The sequence below is a fragment of the Ramlibacter monticola genome (genome assembly GCF_016722785.1).
Taxonomy (GTDB): Bacteria; Pseudomonadota; Gammaproteobacteria; order Burkholderiales; family Burkholderiaceae_C; genus Ramlibacter; species Ramlibacter monticola.
The window spans coordinates 195234-215455 of the sequence record NZ_JAEQNE010000005.1; the positions used below are offsets into that span (position 1 = coordinate 195234).

Annotated in this window: 20 protein-coding genes; 5 read left to right on the plus strand and 15 right to left on the minus strand. The window is 68.3% G+C overall.

Features of this window, described 5'->3' with window-relative positions:
* Positions 1-3: 3 nt before the first annotated feature.
* The 9 genes from JJ685_RS19680 to JJ685_RS19720 all read right to left on the minus strand — a co-directional run bounded on the left by JJ685_RS19680 (position 4) and on the right by JJ685_RS19720 (position 10219).
* A complete protein-coding gene (locus JJ685_RS19680; protein WP_201676036.1) occupies positions 4-723 on the minus strand; it encodes an ABC transporter ATP-binding protein in 720 nt (239 codons plus the stop codon).
* Positions 723-1979, minus strand: coding sequence for an ABC transporter substrate-binding protein (locus tag JJ685_RS19685; protein WP_201676037.1), 1257 nt, complete (start codon positions 1977-1979; stop codon positions 723-725). The genes JJ685_RS19680 and JJ685_RS19685 overlap by 1 nt, the downstream gene beginning before the upstream one ends.
* A gap of 19 nt (positions 1980-1998) precedes the next feature.
* Positions 1999-3471, minus strand: a complete 1473-nt coding sequence (locus JJ685_RS19690) for an aldehyde dehydrogenase family protein (RefSeq protein WP_201676038.1) — start codon at positions 3469-3471, stop codon at positions 1999-2001.
* Between the two features lie 112 nt (positions 3472-3583).
* Positions 3584-4591, minus strand: coding sequence for a hydroxyquinol 1,2-dioxygenase (locus JJ685_RS19695; protein ID WP_201676039.1), 1008 nt, complete (start codon positions 4589-4591; stop codon positions 3584-3586).
* 17 nt (positions 4592-4608) lie between these two features.
* A complete protein-coding gene (locus JJ685_RS19700) occupies positions 4609-5115 on the minus strand; it encodes a cupin domain-containing protein (RefSeq protein ID WP_201676040.1) in 507 nt (168 codons plus the stop codon).
* Between the two features lie 124 nt (positions 5116-5239).
* Positions 5240-6187 carry a LysR family transcriptional regulator gene (locus tag JJ685_RS19705; RefSeq protein WP_201676041.1) on the minus strand — a complete coding sequence of 316 codons (948 nt, stop codon included), beginning with the start codon at positions 6185-6187 and terminating at the stop codon, positions 5240-5242.
* A gap of 43 nt (positions 6188-6230) precedes the next feature.
* A complete protein-coding gene (locus tag JJ685_RS19710; protein ID WP_330901805.1) occupies positions 6231-7166 on the minus strand; it encodes a dihydrodipicolinate synthase family protein in 936 nt (311 codons plus the stop codon).
* 61 nt (positions 7167-7227) lie between these two features.
* Complete coding sequence (locus JJ685_RS19715; RefSeq protein ID WP_201676043.1) at positions 7228-9252, minus strand: TRAP transporter permease; 2025 nt, start codon at positions 9250-9252, stop codon at positions 7228-7230.
* A gap of 7 nt (positions 9253-9259) precedes the next feature.
* Complete coding sequence (locus JJ685_RS19720) at positions 9260-10219, minus strand: TAXI family TRAP transporter solute-binding subunit (protein WP_201676044.1); 960 nt, start codon at positions 10217-10219, stop codon at positions 9260-9262.
* A gap of 137 nt (positions 10220-10356) precedes the next feature.
* Between JJ685_RS19720 and JJ685_RS19725 the strand changes: the two genes are divergently transcribed.
* Positions 10357-10788 (plus strand): DUF1841 family protein, encoded by a 432-nt coding sequence (locus tag JJ685_RS19725; RefSeq protein WP_201676045.1) that lies wholly within the window; start codon positions 10357-10359, stop codon positions 10786-10788.
* 154 nt (positions 10789-10942) lie between these two features.
* Here JJ685_RS19725 and JJ685_RS19730 read toward each other — a convergent pair whose 3' ends face one another.
* Entirely contained in the window at positions 10943-11686 is a 744-nt protein-coding gene (locus tag JJ685_RS19730; protein WP_201676046.1) for a c-type cytochrome, read from the minus strand.
* 94 nt (positions 11687-11780) lie between these two features.
* Here JJ685_RS19730 and JJ685_RS19735 point away from each other — a divergent pair, with 94 nt between their 5' ends.
* From JJ685_RS19735 to JJ685_RS19750, 4 genes are read left to right on the plus strand one after another with little or no spacing between them, the layout of a single operon-like run.
* The gene (locus JJ685_RS19735; protein ID WP_201676047.1) at positions 11781-12623 is read left to right on the plus strand and encodes an AAA family ATPase; all 843 of its coding nucleotides are present in this window, start codon (positions 11781-11783) and stop codon (positions 12621-12623) included.
* 5 nt (positions 12624-12628) lie between these two features.
* Positions 12629-13537: a hypothetical protein gene (locus tag JJ685_RS19740; RefSeq protein ID WP_201676048.1), complete on the plus strand. Its 909-nt coding sequence runs from the start codon at positions 12629-12631 to the stop codon at positions 13535-13537.
* 10 nt (positions 13538-13547) lie between these two features.
* Positions 13548-14147 carry a GNAT family N-acetyltransferase gene (locus JJ685_RS19745; RefSeq protein WP_201676049.1) on the plus strand — a complete coding sequence of 200 codons (600 nt, stop codon included), beginning with the start codon at positions 13548-13550 and terminating at the stop codon, positions 14145-14147.
* 1 nt (position 14148) lies between these two features.
* The gene (locus JJ685_RS19750) at positions 14149-15339 is read left to right on the plus strand and encodes a vWA domain-containing protein (RefSeq protein WP_201676050.1); all 1191 of its coding nucleotides are present in this window, start codon (positions 14149-14151) and stop codon (positions 15337-15339) included.
* 63 nt (positions 15340-15402) lie between these two features.
* Here the strand turns inward: JJ685_RS19750 and JJ685_RS19755 are convergent, their stop codons facing one another.
* The 5 genes from JJ685_RS19755 to JJ685_RS19775 all read right to left on the minus strand — a co-directional run bounded on the left by JJ685_RS19755 (position 15403) and on the right by JJ685_RS19775 (position 20163).
* On the minus strand, positions 15403-16356 hold the full coding sequence (locus tag JJ685_RS19755; protein ID WP_236599153.1) for a Bug family tripartite tricarboxylate transporter substrate binding protein: 954 nt from the start codon (positions 16354-16356) through the stop codon (positions 15403-15405).
* Positions 16357-16463: 107 nt separating this feature from the next.
* A complete protein-coding gene (locus tag JJ685_RS19760; protein WP_201676052.1) occupies positions 16464-17465 on the minus strand; it encodes a 2Fe-2S iron-sulfur cluster-binding protein in 1002 nt (333 codons plus the stop codon).
* A complete protein-coding gene (locus JJ685_RS19765) occupies positions 17462-17941 on the minus strand; it encodes a GlcG/HbpS family heme-binding protein (protein WP_201676053.1) in 480 nt (159 codons plus the stop codon). Before JJ685_RS19765 ends, JJ685_RS19760 begins: the two co-directional genes overlap by 4 nt.
* Positions 17942-17959: 18 nt before the next feature.
* Complete coding sequence (locus JJ685_RS19770; RefSeq protein WP_201676054.1) at positions 17960-19408, minus strand: aldehyde dehydrogenase family protein; 1449 nt, start codon at positions 19406-19408, stop codon at positions 17960-17962.
* On the minus strand, positions 19405-20163 hold the full coding sequence (locus JJ685_RS19775) for a TenA family transcriptional regulator (protein ID WP_201676055.1): 759 nt from the start codon (positions 20161-20163) through the stop codon (positions 19405-19407). Before JJ685_RS19775 ends, JJ685_RS19770 begins: the two co-directional genes overlap by 4 nt.
* Between the last annotated feature and the right edge of the window lie 59 nt (positions 20164-20222).

Sequence of the window (20222 nt, forward strand, 5' to 3'; positions counted from 1 at the left end):
GGCTCACCCCTCCATGCCGAGGTACACGCGCTGCACCTGCGGGTCGCTCATCACCGCCTGCGGGGGCCCGTCGGCGAGGCGGCGGCCGAAGTCGATCACGAACAGCCGGTCGGCGATCGCCAGCAGCGCGTGCACGACGTGCTCGATCCACACCATCGTGATCCCGCGCGCGCGGATGCGCCGCAACTCCGCCACCAGCTGCCCTGCCTCGTGTTCCGTGAGTCCCCCGGCGATCTCGTCCAGCAGCAGCAACCGCGGCTGCGTGGCCAGGGCGCGCGCCAGTTCCAGCCGCTTGCGATCCAGCAGGGTGAGCGCGCCGGCAAGCCGGTTGGCCTGGGCCAGCAGACCGGTCTCCTCGAGCACCTCGCAGGCACTGCGCCACGCCTGCCGTTCGGACTGGCCGCCGCCGAAGCAGGCGGCCGTCACCACGTTCTCGAACACGGTCATGGCGCCGAAGGGTTGCGGCACCTGGTAGCTGCGCCCGATCCCGGCGCGGCAGCGCTGGTGCGGCGCCAGCCCGGTGACATCGCGGCCGGCGTACTCGATGCGCCCCGCATCGAGCCGCAGGTCGCCGGAGACCAGGTTGAACAGGGTGGTCTTGCCGGCGCCGTTGGGGCCGAGGATGCCCAGCGTCTCGCCTTCCTCCACGGCCAGGCTGATCCCGTCGGTGACCTTGAGCGCACCGTAGGACTTGCTGACCGCGTGCAGGGCGAGCAGTGCCATCAGATTGGCTTGAGGGCGGCAGTGGCGGGGATCTGCTTGAAGGCCTCGTTGTTGACGATCACGAGCTCGTACCTGTACTTGCCCTTGCCCTTCACCCACTGACCCAGCACGAGCGGCGTCTTGCTGACGTTGCGGAACGGCCCCTGGCCGCCCCACTTCACCTGGCCCACCACGGTCTGCAGGTCGGTGGCGGCGATGGCATCGCGCACGTCGGTGTTCTTGAGCGACTTGCTGCGGGCGAGCGCACTGGCCGCCAGCTCGAACAGCGCATGGGCGAAGCCGATCGGCTGCGTCCATTGCCGCTTGGTCCCGGCCTCGTAGGCGTCGGCGAGCTGCTTCGCGCTCTGCTTCGTCAGCGAGGACGTGAAGGGGTGCGAGGGGCTCCACCACACTTCGGTGGTGAGGCCGTCGCCCAGGTCGCCCAGCGCCTCGATCGCACCGGGGAACAGCAGCGCCTTGCCGAGCGTGATCACTTTCGGCCGGAAGCCCTGCTGGCGCGCCTGGGTCAGGAAGGTCTTGGCATCGGGCGGGATCACCACGCCGGTGACGATCTCCACGCCTTCGGCCTTGAACTTCGCGATCTGCGCGCTGAAGTCCTGCGTGCCGTTCTGGAACCGGCCGGGGTCCGTGAGCGTGAACCCCATCTGCGACAGCGGCTTCGGGAAACCCAGTTCCTTGTCGCCCCAGGCATTGCCGTCGCCGTCGTTGGGGAACAGGCCGCCCACCTTCCTGTTGGTGGGCACGCTCTTCCAGCCGTTGGTGAAGTTGGCGATGACGTCCTCCAGGCCCCAGAACACGTGGTAGGTCCACTGGAAGCCCTTGGCCGGGTCGCCCTTGCGGCCGAAGAACCAGGGCTGCCACGGCACCACGCTGGAGATGCAGGGCACCTCGTTCAGCTCGCAGGCGTCGCTGACCGGATTGGCGGTCTCGGGCGTCCCGGCCGTGAGGATCAGAGCGACCTTCTCCTTCAGGATCAGGTCGTTGGCCACCTCGCCCGCCCGATTGGGGCTGGACTGGCTGTCCTTCAGCACGACCTGCACGTCGTACTTCTTCCCCCCGACCGTGACGCCGTTCTTCAGCGCCGCCTTCATCTGCTCGATCACCCACTTGTCGGCTTCTCCGAAAGGCGCGAGCGGACCGGTCTGCGGCGACACGTAGCCGATCTTCAGCGTGTCGGCGGCGAAGGCGGCGGGGACGGCGCCGGTCGCGGCGAGCGCGCCGAACGCGGTGGTGAACTGCCTGCGGGTGCATGCCATGGTCGTCTCCTGGGGCTTCTCAGCGGGGGTAATGCGGCGGGATCTGCGCATCGACGTTGACCCACACGCTCTTGACCTGCGTGTACTCGCGCATGGCGTCGAATCCCATCTCGCGGCCGTAGCCGCTGAGCCCCGTGCCGCCGAAGGGCGAGCCGGGATTCACGCGCTTGTAGCTGTTGATCCAGACCATGCCGGCCTGCAGGTCGCGCGCGAAGCGGTGGGCGCGCTGCAGGTCGGCGGTCCACAGGCCGCTGCCCAGGCCGTAGTCGGTGCCGTTGGCGAGCCGCAGCGCCTCGGCGTCGTCGCGGAAGGTGAGCACGGTGACGAAGGGCCCGAACACTTCCTCCTGCGCGACGCGGTCGTTCGGGGTCTTCGCGCGCACGATGGTCGGCACGACGTAGCAGCCCTTCGCCAGCTCCGGGGCCGCCGGGGCCATTCCCCCGGCGAGCACGTCGCCGCCCTCTGCACGCGCGGTCTCCACGTAGGCCAGCACCCGGCGCTGGTGCTCGAGGCTGGTGAGCGGGCCCATCTCGGTCGACTCGTCGAGCGGATTGCCCAGGCGGATCGACTGCGCCAGGGCGATGAACTTCTCGAGGAAAGCGTCCGCGACGGCCTCGTGCAGCAGCAGGCGCGAGCCCGCGATGCAGGCCTGCCCCTGGTTGTGGAAGATGGCCCAGGCGGCGCCGTTGACGGCGGCGGTGAGCTTCGCATCCTCGAACACGATGTTGGGCCCCTTGCCTCCGAGCTCCAGCTGCACCTTCTTCAGGTTGCCGGCGGAGGCCTGCACGATGCGCCGGCCGGTGGCCGTGCTGCCGGTGAAGGCGATCTTGGCAATGCCGGGATGCTCGGCGATCGCCTGGCCGGCCACGCTGCCCAGGCCCGGCACGATGTTGACCACGCCCGGCGGCAGGCCGGCCTGCGCCATCAGCTCCGCGATCTTCAGCGTCGTGAGCGGCGTGATCTCCGCGGGCTTGAGCACCACGCAGTTGCCGGCTGCCAGCGCCGGTGCCATCTTCCAGCTCGTGAACATGAGGGGGAAGTTCCAGGGCACGACCTGGCCGACCACGCCGACGGGTTCGCGCAACGTGTAGTTCAGGAAGCCCTCTTCGACGGGGATGGTCTCGCCCTGGAACTTGTCGGCCATGCCGCCGAAGTAGCGGAAGCACCCGGCGGTGCGGGGCACGTCGAGCTTGCGCGCGTCGCGCAGCGGGTGGCCGGTGTCGAGCGACTCCAGGCGCGCGAGTTCCTCCGCGTTCGCTTCGATCAGGTCGGCGAGCCTGAGCAGGATGCGGCCCCGGTCCGCGGCCGCCATGCGGCTCCAGGCCGGGAAGGCCTTGCGCGCGGCGGCCACGGCGCGGTCGACGTCCTCGCGGCCCGCCAAAGCGACTTCGGCGATCACGCTGTTGTCGTGCGGATTCAGCGTGGGCAGCGTCTCGCCGGAGAGGGCGTCGGTGAATTCGCCGTTGATGAACAGCTGGCGGCGGAGGTTCATGGGCAGGCTCCGAGAAAGTGAGACCGACACCCCCGCGCGGGCGGGGGCCCAGGGCACGCGCGCAGCGCGTGAATGCGCCAGCCCGGGATCCCCGCGCGGGGACGACGCCGAATCAGAACTTCACCGGCACTTCCGGCGCCTCGCCCCGCTGGATCTCGTACACCAGGTTCGGCGAGCCGTTCTCCCACACCAGCAGCATCGAGCGCTTGGGGCTGTAGCCCTGGTGGCGGCAGTACGCCGGCATGGCGGCCATGTCGCCGGCCTTCATGATCACGCGGGCGAGCGGCTTGCCGGTGTTCTTGTCGGCGCAGTCCCAGTGGATCTCGTCGCACATCTGGAAGAACCACTCCACGCGATCGTTGCCGTGGATGATCGGCAGGATGTGCTCCTCGGTCGTCGGGCACATGTAGCTGTACTTCACCACGCTGGTGAAGGAGGGGTTCCACGTCACCTGGCTGCGCGAGAGGAAGGCGAACAGGTTGAAGGCGTGCACCTCGTTCTCGAAGCCCGGCTCGGGATGCAGTTCCGGCGCATCCTGCGGCACGTCGGCGAAGGCCCGGTTGATCGGGGCGCCGCGTTCGTCGGTGCGCAGCGGCAGGTCGCCCTTCAGCCCCACGCAGCGGGTGGCGAGTTCGCGCTCGCGCGTGATGGCCTTGCGGTTGTCGCCACGCTTGCGGCCGTAGGGGGTTCCGGTCTCCTGCGGCGCCGCGAAGGGATCGAAGCCCTCGTTGGTCCAGTCGTCCAGCATTTGCTCGAAGGTGGCGCGGATCTGTGCGGTGGGGAAGTTCTCCAGCAGGTCGACGCCGGCCTCCTTCAGGGTGCCGTTGTAGCTGCCCGCGTAGAGGTCGACCGACTTGTAGTGGTTGACCGTCCCCACGACGCCATCGAAGTTGACCCAGCCGTAGAAGAAGCCCCAGGCCACGTCGCGCATCAGCGCGCGCAGGTAGTTGCCGATGTCCATGGTGTGCGACAGCGGCCGGCCGTCGCGCGTGGTCCAGCGGATGTGCGCGAAATATTCGTCGCGCGCGAACGAGAAGCTGCCCAGCCGGAAGTCGCGGTAGCCGTGGGTCGGGTGCGGCTGCGAGGCGATGACGTCGGCGGTGGATGCGGTCGTGCTCATGCTCGTCTCCTCGTCCTTCACTTCATCTGGCAGATCTCGGCCCACCTCTCCATCGAGAGGGGGCCCTTGCAGGTCTGCAGCACCAGCACCGCCGGCTTCGCCGCGCGAAACTGGTAGGCCGTGTTCCTCGGCAGCAAGCCCTGGTGGCCCCGCCTCAGCTTCATCCAGCCCATCGGCGTTCCCTGGGGCTTGCCTTCGACCAGGATGGCCCCGTTGTGCTCGGGGTCGGGCACGTGCTGCGCCGCATCCAGCTGGAGCAGGTGGACCTCCACCTCGCCGTCCATGCACAGCGCGAACTCGTCGTGGGCGCAGGTGTACCAGGGCGACTCGCCCTCGGCACGCACCACCTCCAGCACGTAGATCTGGTTCTGCGCGCCCACCACCCGTTCGTAGGGCCGGCTATTGGAAGCCACCTCGAAGCAGTTGGAGAAGGCGTAGTTGCGCACGTCGTCCGTGATCGGTTCGACGCGCCCCTTGTCGTAGCTCGCGAGCGAGCCGAATCGGGTCTGGTAAGCCACGGCCATGGTCGTCTCCTGGTGCAGCCGCCGCTGCGGTGGCGCAAACTTTAGGAAGCTGCCGGCCCGGCGGGTAGAGGCCAGATCGCGGCTGGATTGTTCGGGGCTTGCGAACGATCCTGCGGGTTATCCCTCAGGTTTCGATGAGCCCGGCAGGAAGCACGCCGCGCTCGATCAGCGCCGCGTCCCAGGGCGGCACGCGGCCGAAGGCCTGGGTGATGTGCTCGATGAAGAGGCGCAGCTTGAAGGCATTGCGCGAGGTGCCGGCATAGACCGCGCTCAACCAGAAGGAAGAGAGCTGGTAAGCCGGCAGCACCACTTTGAGCCGGCCGTCGCGGATCGGATCGCCGGCCACGAGCGTCGGCAGGCAGACGATGCCTGCATGCTCCAGCGCGTATTCGCGCAGCAGGTGCACGCTGTTGGTCAGGAGCGTGGCGGAGAGATAGGTCGTGAGCTGGCTGCCGTCCTTGTGGAAGGTCCAGCGGTCGCGCGTGGGATACCCGGAATAGAGGCCCAGCGGATGGTGGTGGAGGTCGCGCGGGTCCTCCGGCTCGCGGTGCGCGGCAAGGTACTGCGGGGTGGCGCAGAACACGCGCCGCACCGGGAACAGCGGCCGCGACACCAGCTCGGTGGAGGCGGCGGGGAAGATCTGGAGCGCGCAGTCGACGCCGGCCTGGACCGGATCGACCACGGCATCGCTCACGATCAGCTCCAGGTGGATGTCGGGGTAGGTGCCCTGGAACTCGCGCAGCAGCGAACCGAAGTGGCCCAGCACCAGGCCCGTGAGCGCGTGCACGCGCAGCTTGCCGGCCGGCTTGCCGCGCACGTCGCGCATCTGGTCGACGATGTCGTTGGCGCGGCCGACCAGCTCGGTGCAATCGCGCAGGAAAGCCTGGCCCAGCTCCGACAGGCGCACGACGCGCGTGCTGCGGTGGAACAGCGGACCGCCGAGGTAGTCCTCCAACTGCTTGATGCGGGTGGTGACCACCGACTTGGCCACGCGCAGTTGCCGCGCCGCCTCGGCGAAGCTTTGCGTCTGGGCGACGCGGACGAAGGTCTCGATGTTCTGGAGGCGGTCCACGCGGCCACTCTAGCGTGGGGGATGGCCGCGTGGAAGAGCCGGCTCAGCCGATCTCGCGCAGGCGCTTCTCCTGGCGCTTGACCAGGAAGCGGATGTCGTCGACGTCCTGCGCCGACAGCTTCGGGCCGGGCTTGCGCACGAAGTCCGACGCGATCACGCCGCGTTCCTTCAGCAGGAACTTGCGCACGGCCAGGCCCACGCCGGCCTGCTGCTCGTACTTGGCCAGCGGCAGGTAGGCATCGAAGAGGTCGTGCGCGCGCTCGCGCTCGCCGCGTGCGTGCGCCGCCAAGACGTCCACCATCATTTCGGGCCAGGCGAAGCCGGTCATGGCGCCGTCGGCGCCGCGCGTGAGTTCCTCGGGCAGGAACAGGCCGCCGCCGTTGCCGGTGAGGATGGACACGCGCTGCAACTCGCCTTTCTCGCTCGCCGCGCGGATGGCGGAGAGCTTGGCGAGCCCCGGCCAGTCCTCGTGCTTCAGCATCACGCAGGTCGGCGAGTTCTTCAGGATGCGCAGGACCACCGAGGTCGACATCTGCACGCCCGTGGACACGGGATGGTCCTGCAGCACCCAGGGCACGCTGGCGCCGAGCGTCTCGCCGACCATCTGGAAGTACGACACGATCTGGTCGTCGGTGCGCACCGTGGAGGGCGGCGCCACCATCACGCCCGAGGCGCCCAGGTCCATGACGGAGTCGGTCAGTTCCTTCATCGCGGCGAAGCCCGGCGCGGATGCGCCGACCACCACGGGCACCCGGCCGTTCACGCGCGCCAGCACCTGCCTGACGAACACGCGCGACTCCTCGATGGTGAGCTTGGTCGCCTCGCCCATGATGCCCAGCACGGTGAGGCCGGTGACGCCGGCGTCCAGGCAGAAGTCCACCATGCGGTCGGTGCTGGCGAGGTCCAGCGCACCGCTGTCGGTGAACGGGGTGACGGTGATGAGGTAGACGCCCCTGGCGTTGCGGTCGAGTTGGTTCACTGCTTGTCTCTCGGTTGAATCGTCCCTCCCCGCCCGGGCGGGGAGGCCGGGAGACATTCTCTCAGGCCGGCTGGGGCAGCGGCCGCAGCACCTGGATCGCCAGCACGGCGATCACCAGCGCGATCCCGACCAGGTCGGCGATCCAGCCCGGGTACGCCAGCAGGATGCCCGCGACGATCAGCAGCGCCCGCTCCAGGCGCGTGGCCCGCCTCAGCGCCCAGCCCTGGAAGCCGGCCGCCAGCGCCGCGATGCCGAGCGCGCAGGTGAGCGTCACTTCGGCGATGGACCACCAGTTCGCATGCGCCAGCGCCTTGGTGGACCCCATCAGCAGCAGGCCCTGCCCGCTCGGATCCAGCACGAACATGAAGGGCACCAGGAAGGCCGGCATGGTGTACTTCCAGCACTGCAGGGTCGTCTTGTACGGGTCGCCGCCGGTGATCGCGGCGGCGGCGAAGGGCGACAGCGCCGTCGGCGGCGACACCTCGGACAGCACCGCGTAATAGAAGATGAACATGTGGGCCGCGAAATCGGGCACGCCCAGCTTGGTGAGGGCCGGCGCCGCGATCACCGCGCAGATGATGTACGAGGCCGTCACCGGCACCGCGAGCCCCACGATCCACACCACCAGCGAGGTGAAGATCGCCGTCAGCAGCAGCGAGCCGCCGGCGTAATCGATCACGATGGTGCTGAACTTCAGGCCCAGGCCGGTGAGCGTGACCACGCCCACGATGACGCCGGCGCCGGCGCAGGTGGCCGCCACGTTCAGCACGCCGATGGAGCCGCCCTCCATCGCCTTCATGAAGCCGGAGTCGGAGAACTTCCTCAGAACGCCGCCGCGGAACAGGTCGCGCGGCAGCAGCGCCGTGTCCGCGCGCAGGAAGCTGGTGAGGAAGGACACGACCGTGGCCCAGAACACCGACAGCACGGGCGAGAAGCCCCACAGCATGAAGGCGATGATGGACACCAGCGACAGGAAGTGGAACCAGTAGTGGCGCGTGAGGTTCCACACCGTGTCCACCTTCTCGAAGGTGGTGTTGCCCATGCCGTACTTGCGCGCGTCGATCTCCACCATGAGGAACAGCGCGAAGTAGAAGAGGATGGTCGGGATCACCGCCATCAGCAGCACGTCGAGGTAGGAGATCTTCAGGAACTCGGCGATCAGGAAGGCGGCCGCGCCCAGCACCGGCGGCGAGATGATCGCGCCCAGCCCGCCCGCGGCCAGCAGGCCGCCGGCGGCGTTCTTCTCGTAGCCGACCTTGGCCAGCATCGGGTAGGCCACCGAGCCCAGCGTGACGGTGGTCGCCACGCCCGAGCCGGAGGGGCCGCCCAGCAGGAAGGACGCGAGCACCACGGTGCGGCCCGCGCCGGTGGGCTTGCCGCCCATGGCGGAGAAGGAGAAGTCGATGTAGAAGCGCCCGGCGCCCGAGTACTGCAGGAAGGCGCCGAAGATGGTGAACAGGATGATCAGCGAGGACGACACGTCCACGGCCGTGCCGTAGATGCCTTCCAGCGTCAGGTACATCACGCCGACCAGCCGCCCGACCTCGTAGCCCTTGTGGGTCCACGGCGCCGGCAGCAGCGGCCCGGCGAGCGCATAGGCGATGAAGGCGAGGCAGATCACCGGCATCACCCAGCCCGCGGTGCGCCGCATGGCCTCCAGCACCAGCGCGATCAGGCAGACGCCGAAGAAGATGTCCCAGGGCAGGGGCGAGGTGTTGCGGTCCGTGAGGTCGTCGCCGCCCTGCACCAGGTAGAAGGCGACGGCCACCGCCAGCAGGGCCGCGACCCAGTCCCACCACATCACGCGGTGGCGGTAGCGGGCCGCCACCGGGAACACCAGGAAGGACAGGAACAGCACGAAGGCCACGTGCACCGGCCGCAGCGTCTGCGTGGGCACGATCGCGTACGCCGTGTACAGGTGGAAGGCCGACATGGCGACGGCCGTCAGCGTGACGAACACGGCCAGCCAGCCCTTCAGCCGGTTGGCCGCGCCCTCCTCCTGCTCGATGTACTCCTCCGCCTTCTGCAGCGCCGCCGCGTCGATGTCGGCGCTGAGCTGGGCGCGCTCCGCCTGGTGTTCGCTCATGGGTGCATCAATTGAGCTTGATGCCCTTTTCGGCGAAGTACTTGACCGCGCCCGGATGCCACGGAACGGGGCTGGCTTCCTTCTTCTGGTTCTCCAGCTTGATGTTCTCGGCCTCCTTGTGCACCGCGACGATGTCCGGCTTGTGGTCGAACACCGCCTTGACGATGTTGTAGGCCGTCTTGTCGTCCATGTTCTCGTTGACGACCAGGATGTTCTGCACGGTGGCCTGGTGGTTGTCGGTGTCCATGCCCTTGTAGACGCTCTTCGGGATCACGTCCTGCACATAGAGGTCGCCGTACTTCTTGTTCATGGCCGCCACCAGGTCGGCGTGGTCGATCATCCTGATCTTCGTATTGGGCGTGTTGGCCAGGTCGGAAACGGACGCCGTCGGCAGGCCGCCGACCCAGAAGAAGGCGTCGATCTTGCCGTCCTTCAGCGCGTTGACGGATTCGGCGACGCTGAGGCGCTCGCGCTTCATGTCCTTGTCCTTGTCCATGCCGGCCGCCTCGATCAGGCGGAAGGCCATCACCTCGGTGGCGCTGCCCGGGGAGCCGGTGGAAACGCGCTTGCCCTTCAGGTCGGCGAACTTCGAGATGCCCTTGCCGTCGACGGTGACGACGTGCATGCGGTTGGGATACAGCACCACCAGCGTGCGCACCGCCACCTTGCCGCTCTTGAACTTGTCCTCGCCCTTGTAGGCGTCCTGGGCGGCGTCGCTCATGCTGAAGGCCACGTAGGGCTTGCCGCTGCCGATCAGCTTCAGGTTGTCGATCGAGCCGCCAGTGACTTCGGCGGTGGCCTGCATGCCCGGGACGTACTTGGACAGCACGGCCGCGAGCCCGCCGCCCATGGGGTAGTAGACCCCGCCGGTGCCGCCGGTCGCGATGGAGATGTTCTGTGCCTGCGCGCCCAGCACGACCGCGAGGCTGGCGAGCAGGCCGAGGAGGACGGTCCTGAGGAACTTCATGCTTGTCTCCGAAGTGGTTGGCGCTCCGGCGGCCAGCCGGGCGCGGACCATTCTGCCGGCGGGGCTTCGCTGCGTGTCTGCGGACTTTCCAGCAGTCCACGGGCAGCCCGGCCGCGTTGGCGTGCTAACCTGCCGGGATGTTCAACCCGTCCCAGGAAGACGTCCGCCGATTCTTCTGCGGCGTGCACGCCAAGGCGCGCGCCGGCCAGCTGCTGGACGCGCTGGAGACGCTCGCCAGCGAGTGGCTCAGGGAACATCCGGAATACGACCCGGACCTGGAGGACACCGAGGCCGCCGTGGCGCGGGTGTACGACGGGTCGGGCGGCCAGTCCAATCCCTTCCTGCACCTGTCCATGCACCTGTCGATCAGCGAGCAGTGCTCGATCGACCAGCCGAGCGGGATCCGGCAGGCGGTGGAACTGCTCGCGGCCCGGCGCAACTCGCTGCACGAAGCGCACCACGAGGCGATGGAATGCCTCGGGCAGATGCTGTGGGAAAGCCAGCGGGCGGGGCGTCCGCCGGACGGGCAGTCGTACGTGGCGTGCGTGCAGCGGCGCGCGACGCGCTGAGGCTTCCGGCTTCCCGAAACCAGACAGCCGAACGCAGAGGGCGCAGAGAAAACGCAGAGGACGCAGAAGAAAAGCCAATAAGGTTGGCTGTCCTTCTGCGTCCTCTGCGTAGCCTTTGCGCCCTCTGCGTTCGGCTGTCTGGTCTTGAACTCGCTCAGTGCTTGAAGCGCGACTCCGGCACCGTGGCGACCTCGCCGTCGAGCGAGCCCACGTACTGCGCGATGGCCTTCAGTTCCGCGGTCGAGAACTGCTTCGCGATCGCGCCCATGATGCCGTTGTTGCGGCCCACGGCGTGGTTGTCGGTGGTCTTGTACGACTTGAGTGCCTGGAACAGGTAGTCCGTGTGCTGGCCGGCGATCTTCGGGTAGCTCGGGTCGATCGGCTTGGACAGGTTGGCGCCGTGGCAGGAGGCGCAGTTGGCCTTCTGCAGCAGGCCGGCGACCTGGGCCTCCGGTTCGCGGTTCGGCTTCTCGCCGGCGGGCTTGCGCTCTTCCTTCCCGAGGTTCTCGTAGAAGGCGGCGATGTCGGCGATGTCCTGCTCGGTCAGGCTCTCGGCGATGCTGCGCATCGTGGGGTGCCGGCGGTCGCCCGTCTTGTACGCGTTCAGCGCCGCGGCGATGTACCTGGCGTTCTGGCCCGCGATCATCGGGACCTTGTACACCTCGGGGAAGCTCGCCTGGTAGCCCTTGATGTTGTGGCAGCCGAAGCACATGGCCGTCTTGGCTTCCAGCGACTTCGGGCTGGCGGGCGTGGCCACCGCCTTCGCCGGGCCGGGGCCGGTGGCGCCGGGAGCGGCAGGCACCGCGGGAGTGCTCCCCGCGTTCGTTGCCTGCGACTGGGCCGGCGCGGTCACGCAAGCGACAGACAGGGCGAAAACCGTGATCAACAGATTCTTCATTTTGCGCGCACAATCTGACGGAGGTCAGTCTCTTTAAATCAACCTGAGATTATAAGGGGCCCTTCCCCCGCGCCCCTCCCACCTACTTTCCCCAATGAAGTTCCAAGGCTCCCAGAACTACGTCGCCACGCAGGACCTGATGCTGGCGGTGAACGCATCCATCACCCTGAAGCGCCCGCTGCTGGTCAAGGGCGAGCCGGGCACGGGCAAGACGATGCTGGCCGAGGAGGTGGCCGAGGCCCTGCAGATGCCCTTGCTGCAATGGCACATCAAGTCCACCACGAAGGCGCAGCAGGGCCTGTACGAATACGACGCGGTGAGCCGGCTGCGCGATTCGCAGCTCGGCGACCAGCGCGTGATGGACATCCACAACTACATCGTCAAGGGCGTGCTGTGGCAGGCCTTCACCGCAGACCAGCCGGTGGCGCTGCTGATCGACGAGATCGACAAGGCCGACATCGAGTTCCCCAACGACCTGCTGCGCGAACTGGACCGGATGGAGTTCTACGTCTACGAGACGCGCGAGCTGGTCAAGGCGAAGCACCGGCCGCTGGTGTTCATCACCTCCAACAACGAGAAGGAACTGCCCGACGCCTTCCTGCGCCGCTGCTTCTTCCACTACATCAAGTTCCCCGATGCCGACACGATGAAGCAGATCGTGGACGTGCACTTCCCGGGCCTCAAGAAGGAGCTGCTGACCGGCGCGCTGAAGACCTTCTACGACGTGCGCAACCTGCCGGGCCTGAAGAAGAAGCCCAGCACCTCCGAGCTGCTGGACTGGCTGAAGCTGCTCCTGGCCGAGGACATCCCGGTGGAGGCGCTGCAAAGCAAGGACGACAAGGTCGCCGTGCCGCCGCTGGTGGGTGCGCTGCTGAAGAACGAACAGGACGTGACCCTGTTCGAGAAGCTCGTGTTCATGCAGCGGCACAACCGCTGAAGGCCATGCGTCCCCTTGCGTTTTTCCTGATGGCCGCCGTCCTCGGGGCCGGCGGCGCCGCGCGCGCGCAGACGCCCGCTCCCACGGCAGGGGAGGAATTGAAGCGCCTCTGCGCCACGGTCGGCATGAACCCCATCGATGCGCGCGAGGCCGCCCGCCGCGCCGAGTGCATCCTGACCGGCACGCTTCCGAGCTCCAACCGCTACGAGGAGGCCCGCGTGCTCGCGCGCTGGGCCCTGTCCAAGGGCGAGCCCACGGGCGGGCTGATGCTCTACCTGGCCTTCCAGAACGACCCCGCCAACCAGCCCGCGCGCGACGGCAAGGCCGACGCCGAGGCCTACCGCCGGCTGGCCGCGCGCACCGTGCCGGAGCGCCGCGAGCAGATCGAGGCGATCGAAGGCCTGGGCTTCGCGGCCGGCAAGGGCAATCGCGCCGCCGGCACCCTGCTGGCCGCCTACTTCCACGACACGCTCGCACCGCGCAACGTCTCGCGCCTGGGCGCGATCACGGGCGTGTTGCTGCGCACCGGCGAGCGCGACGCGGTGATCGAGCGCTTCGCGCGCGAAGCCGATGCCGTGGCGCGCGAAGCCGCCGGCACCAAGGCCTCGGCGCGCGCCTTCTTCGGGGCCTACGGCGATGCGGCCGCGGCCGCGAAGCAGGGATATCGCGAGCTGTCGGGCGGAAAGACCTGCGAGGCCCCGCAACTCAAGTCGGTGGAGGCCGGCGAGCTCCAGGACGCCCAGTTCCTGCCGCTGGCGGGGACGCTCGTCGCCGAGAGTTACCTGGTGCGCGGCCACTGGACGGAAACCTGGACCTTCTCGGCCTGCGCCCAGTCGGTGCCGGTGAAGGTCCGGTTCGAGGCGGACGGCTGGGGCGGCGGCACCTCCTCCGCGGGCTTCCACAAGGGCGCCTGAGGAGGGTCGCATGAGGAAGCCGGAACCCGTCGTCCTCGCCGATGCGCGGCTGCGGCTGGAGCCGATGACGGCCGACCATGCTGCGGCACTCGAAACGGCGGCGCGCGACGGCGAACTGTGGAACCTGCGCGTGACCTCCGTGCCCGCGCCAGGCGAAACCGCGGCCTACGTCGCGGCCGCCCTGAAGGGCTACGACGAAGGCCACATGCTGCCCTTCGTGGTGGTCGACCCCGCCAGCGGCCGCCTCATCGGCACCACCCGCTACCACGACATCGTGCCGGCGGTGGAGCGGCTGGAGATCGGCTACACCTGGTACGGCCGGTCCTGGCAGCGCACGCACGTGAACACCACCGCCAAGCTGCTGCTGATGCAGCACGCGTTCGAGACCCTCGGCGCGCAGCTGGTGGGTTGGCGCACCGACAACTACAACTTCGCGAGCCAGCGCGCGATCGAGCGCCTCGGCGCGAAGAAGGACGGCGTGCTGCGCCACCACGCGCTGCGGCGCGACGGCACGGTGCGCGACACGGTGATGTACAGCCTGGCGGCGGGCGAGTGGCCGGAGGTGAAGGCGCACCTGCGGTACCAGCTCACCCGACCGAGGGAGGCCTGAAATGCTGATCGACTTCTTCTACACTCTGCGCAGCGCCAAGCTGCCGGTCTCGGTCAAGGAATACCTGACGCTCGTCGAGGCGCTCAAGGAAGGCGTGGTCGGCCCGACCAGCGATGGCGCCTTCAGCATCGACGACTTCTACTATCTCGCCCGCACCGCGCTGGTGAAGGACGAGAAGCACTACGACAAGTTCGACCGCGCCTTCGCCGCCTACTTCAAGGGCGTGGAGCTGATCGCCGACTTCACCAAGGACGTCCCGCTGGAGTGGCTGCGCAAGAACCTGGAGCTCGAGCTCTCGCCCGAGGAGAAGGCGAAGATCGAGAAGATGGGCTGGGACGAGCTCATGGAGACGCTGAAGAAGCGCTTCGAGGAGCAGAAGGAACGCCACGAGGGCGGCAGCAAGATGATTGGCACCGGCGGCACCTCGCCCTTCGGTGCCTACGGCTACAACCCGCAGGGCATCCGCATCGGGCAGGACAAGGGCCGCAACAAGAGCGCCGTGAAGGTGTGGGACCAGCGCGCCTACAAGGACTACGACGACAGCCAGGAACTGGGCACGCGCAACATCAAGGTGGCGCTGCGCCGGCTGCGCAAGTTCGCGCGCGAGGGCGCCGAGGAGGAGCTGGACCTCGACGACACCATCCGTTCGACGGCCGCCAACGCGGGCTGGCTCGACATCAAGATGGTGCCGGAGCGGCACAACAACGTGAAGGTGCTGCTGCTGATGGACGTGGGCGGCACCATGGACGAACACATCCACCGCGTCGAGGAGATGTTCTCCGCGGCGAAGGCGGAGTTCAAGCATCTCGAGTTCTACTACTTCCACAACTGCGTCTACGACTTCATGTGGAAGAACAACCGGCGGCGCTTCTCGGAGAAGTTCCCGACCTGGGACATCATCCGCAAGTACAACAAGGACTACAAGCTGGTCTTCGTCGGCGACGCGACGATGAGCCCGTACGAGATCCTGCAGCCGGGCGGCAGCGTCGAATACAACAACGAGGAGGCCGGCGCCGAGTGGCTGCAGCGCCTGACCCACGCCTTTCCCAAGTTCGCCTGGATCAACCCGGAGCCGCAGGGCGTCTGGCAGTACCGCCAGAGCATTGCCGTGATCCAGCAGCTGATGAACCAGCGCATGTATCCGCTGACGATCAAGGGGCTGGAAGAGGCGATGCGGCTCCTGAGCAAATAGCCTGCGGCGCCCCCAACGAGAACGGCCCCGCGAGGGGCCGTTGCTCTTGGCGCGAAAGGAGCGTCAGTTGGTGATCTTCGCCTGCACCACCACCTGGTTCCAGCGCTTGCGCGTGTCGCGCAGCCAGGCGGCCGAGGCTTCGGGGTTCAGGTCGGTGGCCGCGTAGTCGGCCGTGCGATTGAACTCCATCACCTCCGGCGTCTTCATCGCGGCTGCCAGTTCACGCGCCAGCAGGTGCTGGATCTCCTTGGGCGTGTTCGCAGGCACCGCCACCACGTAGGCGAAGGTGGCGTTGAACTGCGGGTAGCCGAGCTCCGCCACCGTGGGCACATCGGGCGCGGAGGCCGAGCGCTGGCTGCCGGACACCGCCAGCGCCTTGAGCTTGCCCGCCTTGGCCTGCGGCCAGATGCCGCTGGTGACGGCGAACACGCTGTCGACCTGGCCGCTCATGACGTCGACCACCGAGGCGCCGGTGCCCTTGTAGGGGACGTGCACCATCTCGGTCCCGGTGGTGCCCAGGAAGGCGGCCATCGTCAGGTGGCTGGGCGAGCCGTTGCCGCCGGAGGCATAGGCCATCTTGCTGGACTTCGCGAGCTTCAGGAATTCGGCGAGGTTGTTGGCCTTCACGTTCGGGCCCACCGCCAGCATCTGGCTGTAGGTCACCGGCACGCCGATCACGGCGAAGTCCTTGTTCACGTCGAAGGGCATCTTCTCGTACAGCGAGGGATTCACCGTGAAGGTGGAGTCCAGCGCGAAGAGCAGCGTGTAGCCGTCGGCCGGCGCCTTGGCGACGAAGTCGGTGCCGACGTTGCCGCCCGCGCCCGGCTTGTTCTCCACCACCATCGGCTGCTTCAGCCGCTGCGACATCTGGTTGACCACGGCGCGCGCGAATGCGTCCAGCGGACCGGGCACCGTGGTGACCACCACCTTGATCGGGCGGTCGGGGTATTGCTGCGCGAGCGCGGAGCCCGTCGTCATCACCGCCGCTGCGGCCACCGCACCGGCCACCATCTTCATCAGTTTCACGACCTGTTCCTTTCCACTTCCCAATTGGCGGCCAGAATCGGCCAGATTGCCACAAAAGTTCGCGGACGACATGCGTCCCGCAGATAGACCGTATAAGTTCATGCCAACGCCCCCTCGTGCTGGAAGCTGAAGCCGTCCGCGTAGACGTGCTCCGCGCTGGCGCCCCGCGCCAGGAAGCGCCGCTTGGCGTCGGAAATCATGGCCGGCGAACCGCAGAGGTAGACCGCGTGTTCCGACAGGTCCGGCAGGTCCCGCTCCACGGCGTCCTGCACGTAGCCCCGCCGGCCATTCCACGTGTCACTCCCGCGCGAAAGCACCGGCACGAAGCTGAAGTCGTACAGCCGCTCGCCCCAGCGGCGGATCTCGTCGGCCAGGTAGAGATCGCTCTCCGTGCGCATGCCCCAGTACAGGGACACGGGCGGGCAGTCCTCGTCGTCCATCAGGGTTTCCAGCATGCTCTTGAGCGGCGCCAGGCCCGTCCCCGTCGCCACCATCAGCAGCGGCCGGTAGTCCTCCTCGTGCAGGCGGAAGCCGCCCAGCGGGATTTCCACCTCGAGGCGGTCGCCGGCGCGCAACTGGCGCAGCGCGCCGTCGGTGAAGCGCCCCCCCGGCACCCGGCGCACGTGGAAGTCGACACGGTTGCCGGCGGGCCGCGACGCCATCGAGAAGCTGCGGTGTCCGCCTCCGGGCAGCAGCACGTTCATGTACTGGCCCGGCCGGTAGTCCAGGGACTCCGCCTCGACCTCCAGTTCCAGGTTGACGACGTCCGGCGCGAGCTGCCGCAGGCCGCGCACCACGCTGCTGCGTCGCTGGGACTCCGGGGCCGTGGTCGCCGGCACGCTGATCGACAGGTCGCTGCAGGCGCGGGCCTGGCAGGCCAGCGCGAAGCCGGCCTGCGCTTCCTCGTCGGAGAGCGCCATCGGCATCTCCTCGTAGGCGACGTTGCCTGCCACCAGCCGGATGCGGCACGTGCCGCAGCCGCCGAAGGTGCATTCGTGCGGCAGCCGCACGCCCTGGCGCGTCGCGGCGTCCAGCAGGGACTCGTCGCCGCCCGCCTCGAAGGCGCAGCCGGTCTCGAGCACGAACACGCGGTGCTTCATTTCTTGATGTCCGCCTGCACGGTGACGTCGTAGCCCTGCGCCTGCAGCAGTTCGCCGAGCGCCTGCAGGCCGGCCACGCCGCACTGCGTGTCCTGCTCGCCGTTGCCGCCGGACAGGCCGATGCCGCCGACCACCTCGCCGTTCACCACGATCGGGTAGCCGCCGACGAAGGCGGCGAAGCGGCCTTCGAAACTGAGCTGGATGCCGAAGGCCTCGTTGCCGGGCAGCGCCGGGCCGTCCGGCGCACGGGTGAACAGGTGGGTCGAGCGCTTGTGGCCGCTCGCGGTGAAGGCCTTGTTCCAGGCGATCTGCGGGCCGGTGATGCGGCCGCCGTCCATGCGTTCGAGCACCAGGGGATAGCCGCCCTCGTCGACGACGCACACCGTCTCCTTCACCCCGATCTCCTCGGCCTTCTTCAGCGCCGCACGCGCCATGTGCCTGGCTTCCGCCAGTTCCAGCTTGATCGCTTTCTTCATGCTCGGTCTCTTTCTCTCTCAGACGGCGCGGTACACCGTCTTGGTCTGGGTGAAGAACTCCAGGCCGACCCGCCCGGATTCGCGGAAGCCCGATCCGGTCGAGGCCTTGTAGCCGCCGAACGGGGCGTTGGTGAGGTTGCCGGTGGTGGTGCGGTTCACCTTCACCGTGCCCGACTCGATGTCGCGGCAGAAGTCGTGGACGTAGCGCGGGTTGCGCGTGGCGATGGCCGCCGACAGGCCGTAGGGCGTGTCGTTGGCGATGGCGATCGCCTGCGCGTAGCTCTCCACGTCGATCACCGCCAGCACCGGTCCGAAGATCTCCTCCTGCGCGATGCGGGCGCGCGGCGACACGTCGGTGAACACCGCGGGTTCGACGAACCAGCCGTGCTCGTGCGCCGGGCCGGTGAGCGCGCGGCCGCCGTACTGCAGCTTCGCTTCCTGCTTGCCGATCCCGATGTACGACAGCACGGTCTCGAACTGCTTCGCGGTGGCCAGCGGGCCCAGGTCGATGCCCGGCTCCAGGCCGTTGCCGATCTTCAGCGCCTGCACGCGGGCCAGCAGTTTCGCCAGGAAGGCCTCGCGCACCTGCGTCATCACCAGCACGCGGCTGGTGCCGGTGCAGGCCTGGCCGGTCAGCGACAGCCCGCCCTTGACCGCGAGGTCGGCTGCCGCATCCAGGTTGGCGTCCTCCATCACGATCAGCGGGTTCTTGCCGCCCAGTTCCATCTGCGTGCGGGTCGTCATGGCCACGCTGCGGTGGATCTGCTCGCCCGCCGCCGTGGAGCCGGTGAAGGTGACGGCGCGCACTTCGGGCGAGCCGGTCAGCACCGCCCCGACTTCGCCTGCGCGGCCGGTCACGAAGTTCAGCACGCCGGGCGGCAGGCCGCCCGCCACCAGGGCCTCGACCAGGCGCAGCCCGGTGAGCGGCGCGTCCGAGGAAGGCTTGAACACCACCGTGTTGCCGGTGATGAGCGCCGGCGCGATCTTGCGCGCCGGGATGGAGGCCGGAAAGTTCCAGGGCGCGATCACGGCGACCACGCCCAGCGCCTCGCGCTGCGTGTAGACGACCATGTCGGGATCGTCGCAGGGGAAGGTCTCGCCGCTGTAGGTCTGGCCTTCCACCGCGTAGAAGCGCAGCGTCTGCGCGGTGCGAGCGATCTCGTCCTGCGCCAGCGCGAGCGGCTTGCCCATCTCGCGGGTGAGTTCCCGGGCGAACTGCGCCGCGTGCTGCTCCAGGTAGGCCGCCGCCTTGTTCAGCACCTGGGCCCGCTTGCCGGGCGCCATGGCCCGCCAGGCGGGGAAGGCCTTGGCGGCCGCGGCCACCGCGGCCCGCGCGTCCTCTGCGCCGGCGGCCGTGAAGCGGCCCACCACTTCGCGGCGGTCGGCCGGGTTGCGGGTCTCGAAGGTCTGGCCCGACGCGGCGGCGACCCATTCGCCGCCGATCAGGATGCGGTGCGTGTCGCTCATGCCAGCGCCGGCTCGGCCTTCTTGGTTTCGGTCGCCACCAGTTCGGACAGCGGCAGTTCCTGCGCGACGTAGTCGTTGTACAGGGCGGTGGTGTACAGCAGGCGCATCTGGGCGCCGACCTCGCAGATCTTCAGGCAGCGCTGTTGCAGTTCCACGGTGTTGGCGTGCTGCAGCACGATCTGGTAGCCGCGCTCGCCGTGGATCTCGTCGGAGACGATGTGCAGGTCGAAGAACTCGACTTCCTCGTCGGTGAACTTGTACTTCTCGCGCAGCGTCGGGGTCTGCTTGCGGTAGATGGAGGGCACCTGCGATTCCAGGCCCACCACCAGGCCGGCGACCGCGACCACCGGGTCCTCGCGCATGGCGACGGCGTAGCACCAGCTTTGCAGGCCGCGCGTGGTGGCCGACATGTTGTCCGGGTCCGTGACGCGGGCGCGGGTGGTGCCGCAGGCCTCGGCGAAGCGGATCAGCAGGTCGGTGTGGCGGTCGCCGCCGATCTCCTCCTCGTACATGTTGGACAGCAGGAAGTCCTTGGCCTCCGTCATCGTGTCCGGGGTGCGGGCGTAGATGTAGGCCAGGTAGTCCGCGAACGGACCGACGTAGTGGTAGTGGTTCTCGGCCCAGCGCGCCAGGTGCGCGCGGCTCAGCTTGCCGGTGGCCCAGGCGATGCTGAAAGGCGACTTGTTGGCGCTCTTGCCCTGAATGGCTTGTTCGAGGGCGGTGCGGAACTGGTCGCGGTCCATGAGTGCAGGCATGCGTCTTCTCTCCAGGTGGCGCTAGCAATCGAGCGCGTTGGGATACTGTATTCCTTGAT

What these genes read in the sequence shown, in the direction of transcription:
- JJ685_RS19735 (WP_201676047.1), top strand. Translation starts at nt 11,781, where the DNA reads ATGAAGTTCCAAGGCTCCCAGAACTACGTCGCCACGCAGGACCTGATG.
- JJ685_RS19695 (WP_201676039.1), bottom strand. Translation starts at nt 4,591, where the DNA reads ATGAGCACGACCGCATCCACCGCCGACGTCATCGCCTCGCAGCCGCAC.
- JJ685_RS19770 (WP_201676054.1), bottom strand. Translation starts at nt 19,408, where the DNA reads ATGAGCGACACGCACCGCATCCTGATCGGCGGCGAATGGGTCGCCGCC.
- JJ685_RS19745 (WP_201676049.1), top strand. Translation starts at nt 13,548, where the DNA reads ATGAGGAAGCCGGAACCCGTCGTCCTCGCCGATGCGCGGCTGCGGCTG.
- JJ685_RS19750 (WP_201676050.1), top strand. Translation starts at nt 14,149, where the DNA reads ATGCTGATCGACTTCTTCTACACTCTGCGCAGCGCCAAGCTGCCGGTC.
- JJ685_RS19730 (WP_201676046.1), bottom strand. Translation starts at nt 11,686, where the DNA reads ATGAAGAATCTGTTGATCACGGTTTTCGCCCTGTCTGTCGCTTGCGTG.
- JJ685_RS19720 (WP_201676044.1), bottom strand. Translation starts at nt 10,219, where the DNA reads ATGAAGTTCCTCAGGACCGTCCTCCTCGGCCTGCTCGCCAGCCTCGCG.
- JJ685_RS19760 (WP_201676052.1), bottom strand. Translation starts at nt 17,465, where the DNA reads ATGAAGCACCGCGTGTTCGTGCTCGAGACCGGCTGCGCCTTCGAGGCG.
- JJ685_RS19685 (WP_201676037.1), bottom strand. Translation starts at nt 1,979, where the DNA reads ATGGCATGCACCCGCAGGCAGTTCACCACCGCGTTCGGCGCGCTCGCC.
- JJ685_RS19740 (WP_201676048.1), top strand. Translation starts at nt 12,629, where the DNA reads ATGCGTCCCCTTGCGTTTTTCCTGATGGCCGCCGTCCTCGGGGCCGGC.
- JJ685_RS19690 (WP_201676038.1), bottom strand. Translation starts at nt 3,471, where the DNA reads ATGAACCTCCGCCGCCAGCTGTTCATCAACGGCGAATTCACCGACGCC.
- JJ685_RS19765 (WP_201676053.1), bottom strand. Translation starts at nt 17,941, where the DNA reads ATGAAGAAAGCGATCAAGCTGGAACTGGCGGAAGCCAGGCACATGGCG.
- JJ685_RS19725 (WP_201676045.1), top strand. Translation starts at nt 10,357, where the DNA reads ATGTTCAACCCGTCCCAGGAAGACGTCCGCCGATTCTTCTGCGGCGTG.
- JJ685_RS19715 (WP_201676043.1), bottom strand. Translation starts at nt 9,252, where the DNA reads ATGAGCGAACACCAGGCGGAGCGCGCCCAGCTCAGCGCCGACATCGAC.
- JJ685_RS19680 (WP_201676036.1), bottom strand. Translation starts at nt 723, where the DNA reads ATGGCACTGCTCGCCCTGCACGCGGTCAGCAAGTCCTACGGTGCGCTC.
- JJ685_RS19775 (WP_201676055.1), bottom strand. Translation starts at nt 20,163, where the DNA reads ATGCCTGCACTCATGGACCGCGACCAGTTCCGCACCGCCCTCGAACAA.
- JJ685_RS19700 (WP_201676040.1), bottom strand. Translation starts at nt 5,115, where the DNA reads ATGGCCGTGGCTTACCAGACCCGATTCGGCTCGCTCGCGAGCTACGAC.
- JJ685_RS19755 (WP_236599153.1), bottom strand. Translation starts at nt 16,356, where the DNA reads ATGAAGATGGTGGCCGGTGCGGTGGCCGCAGCGGCGGTGATGACGACG.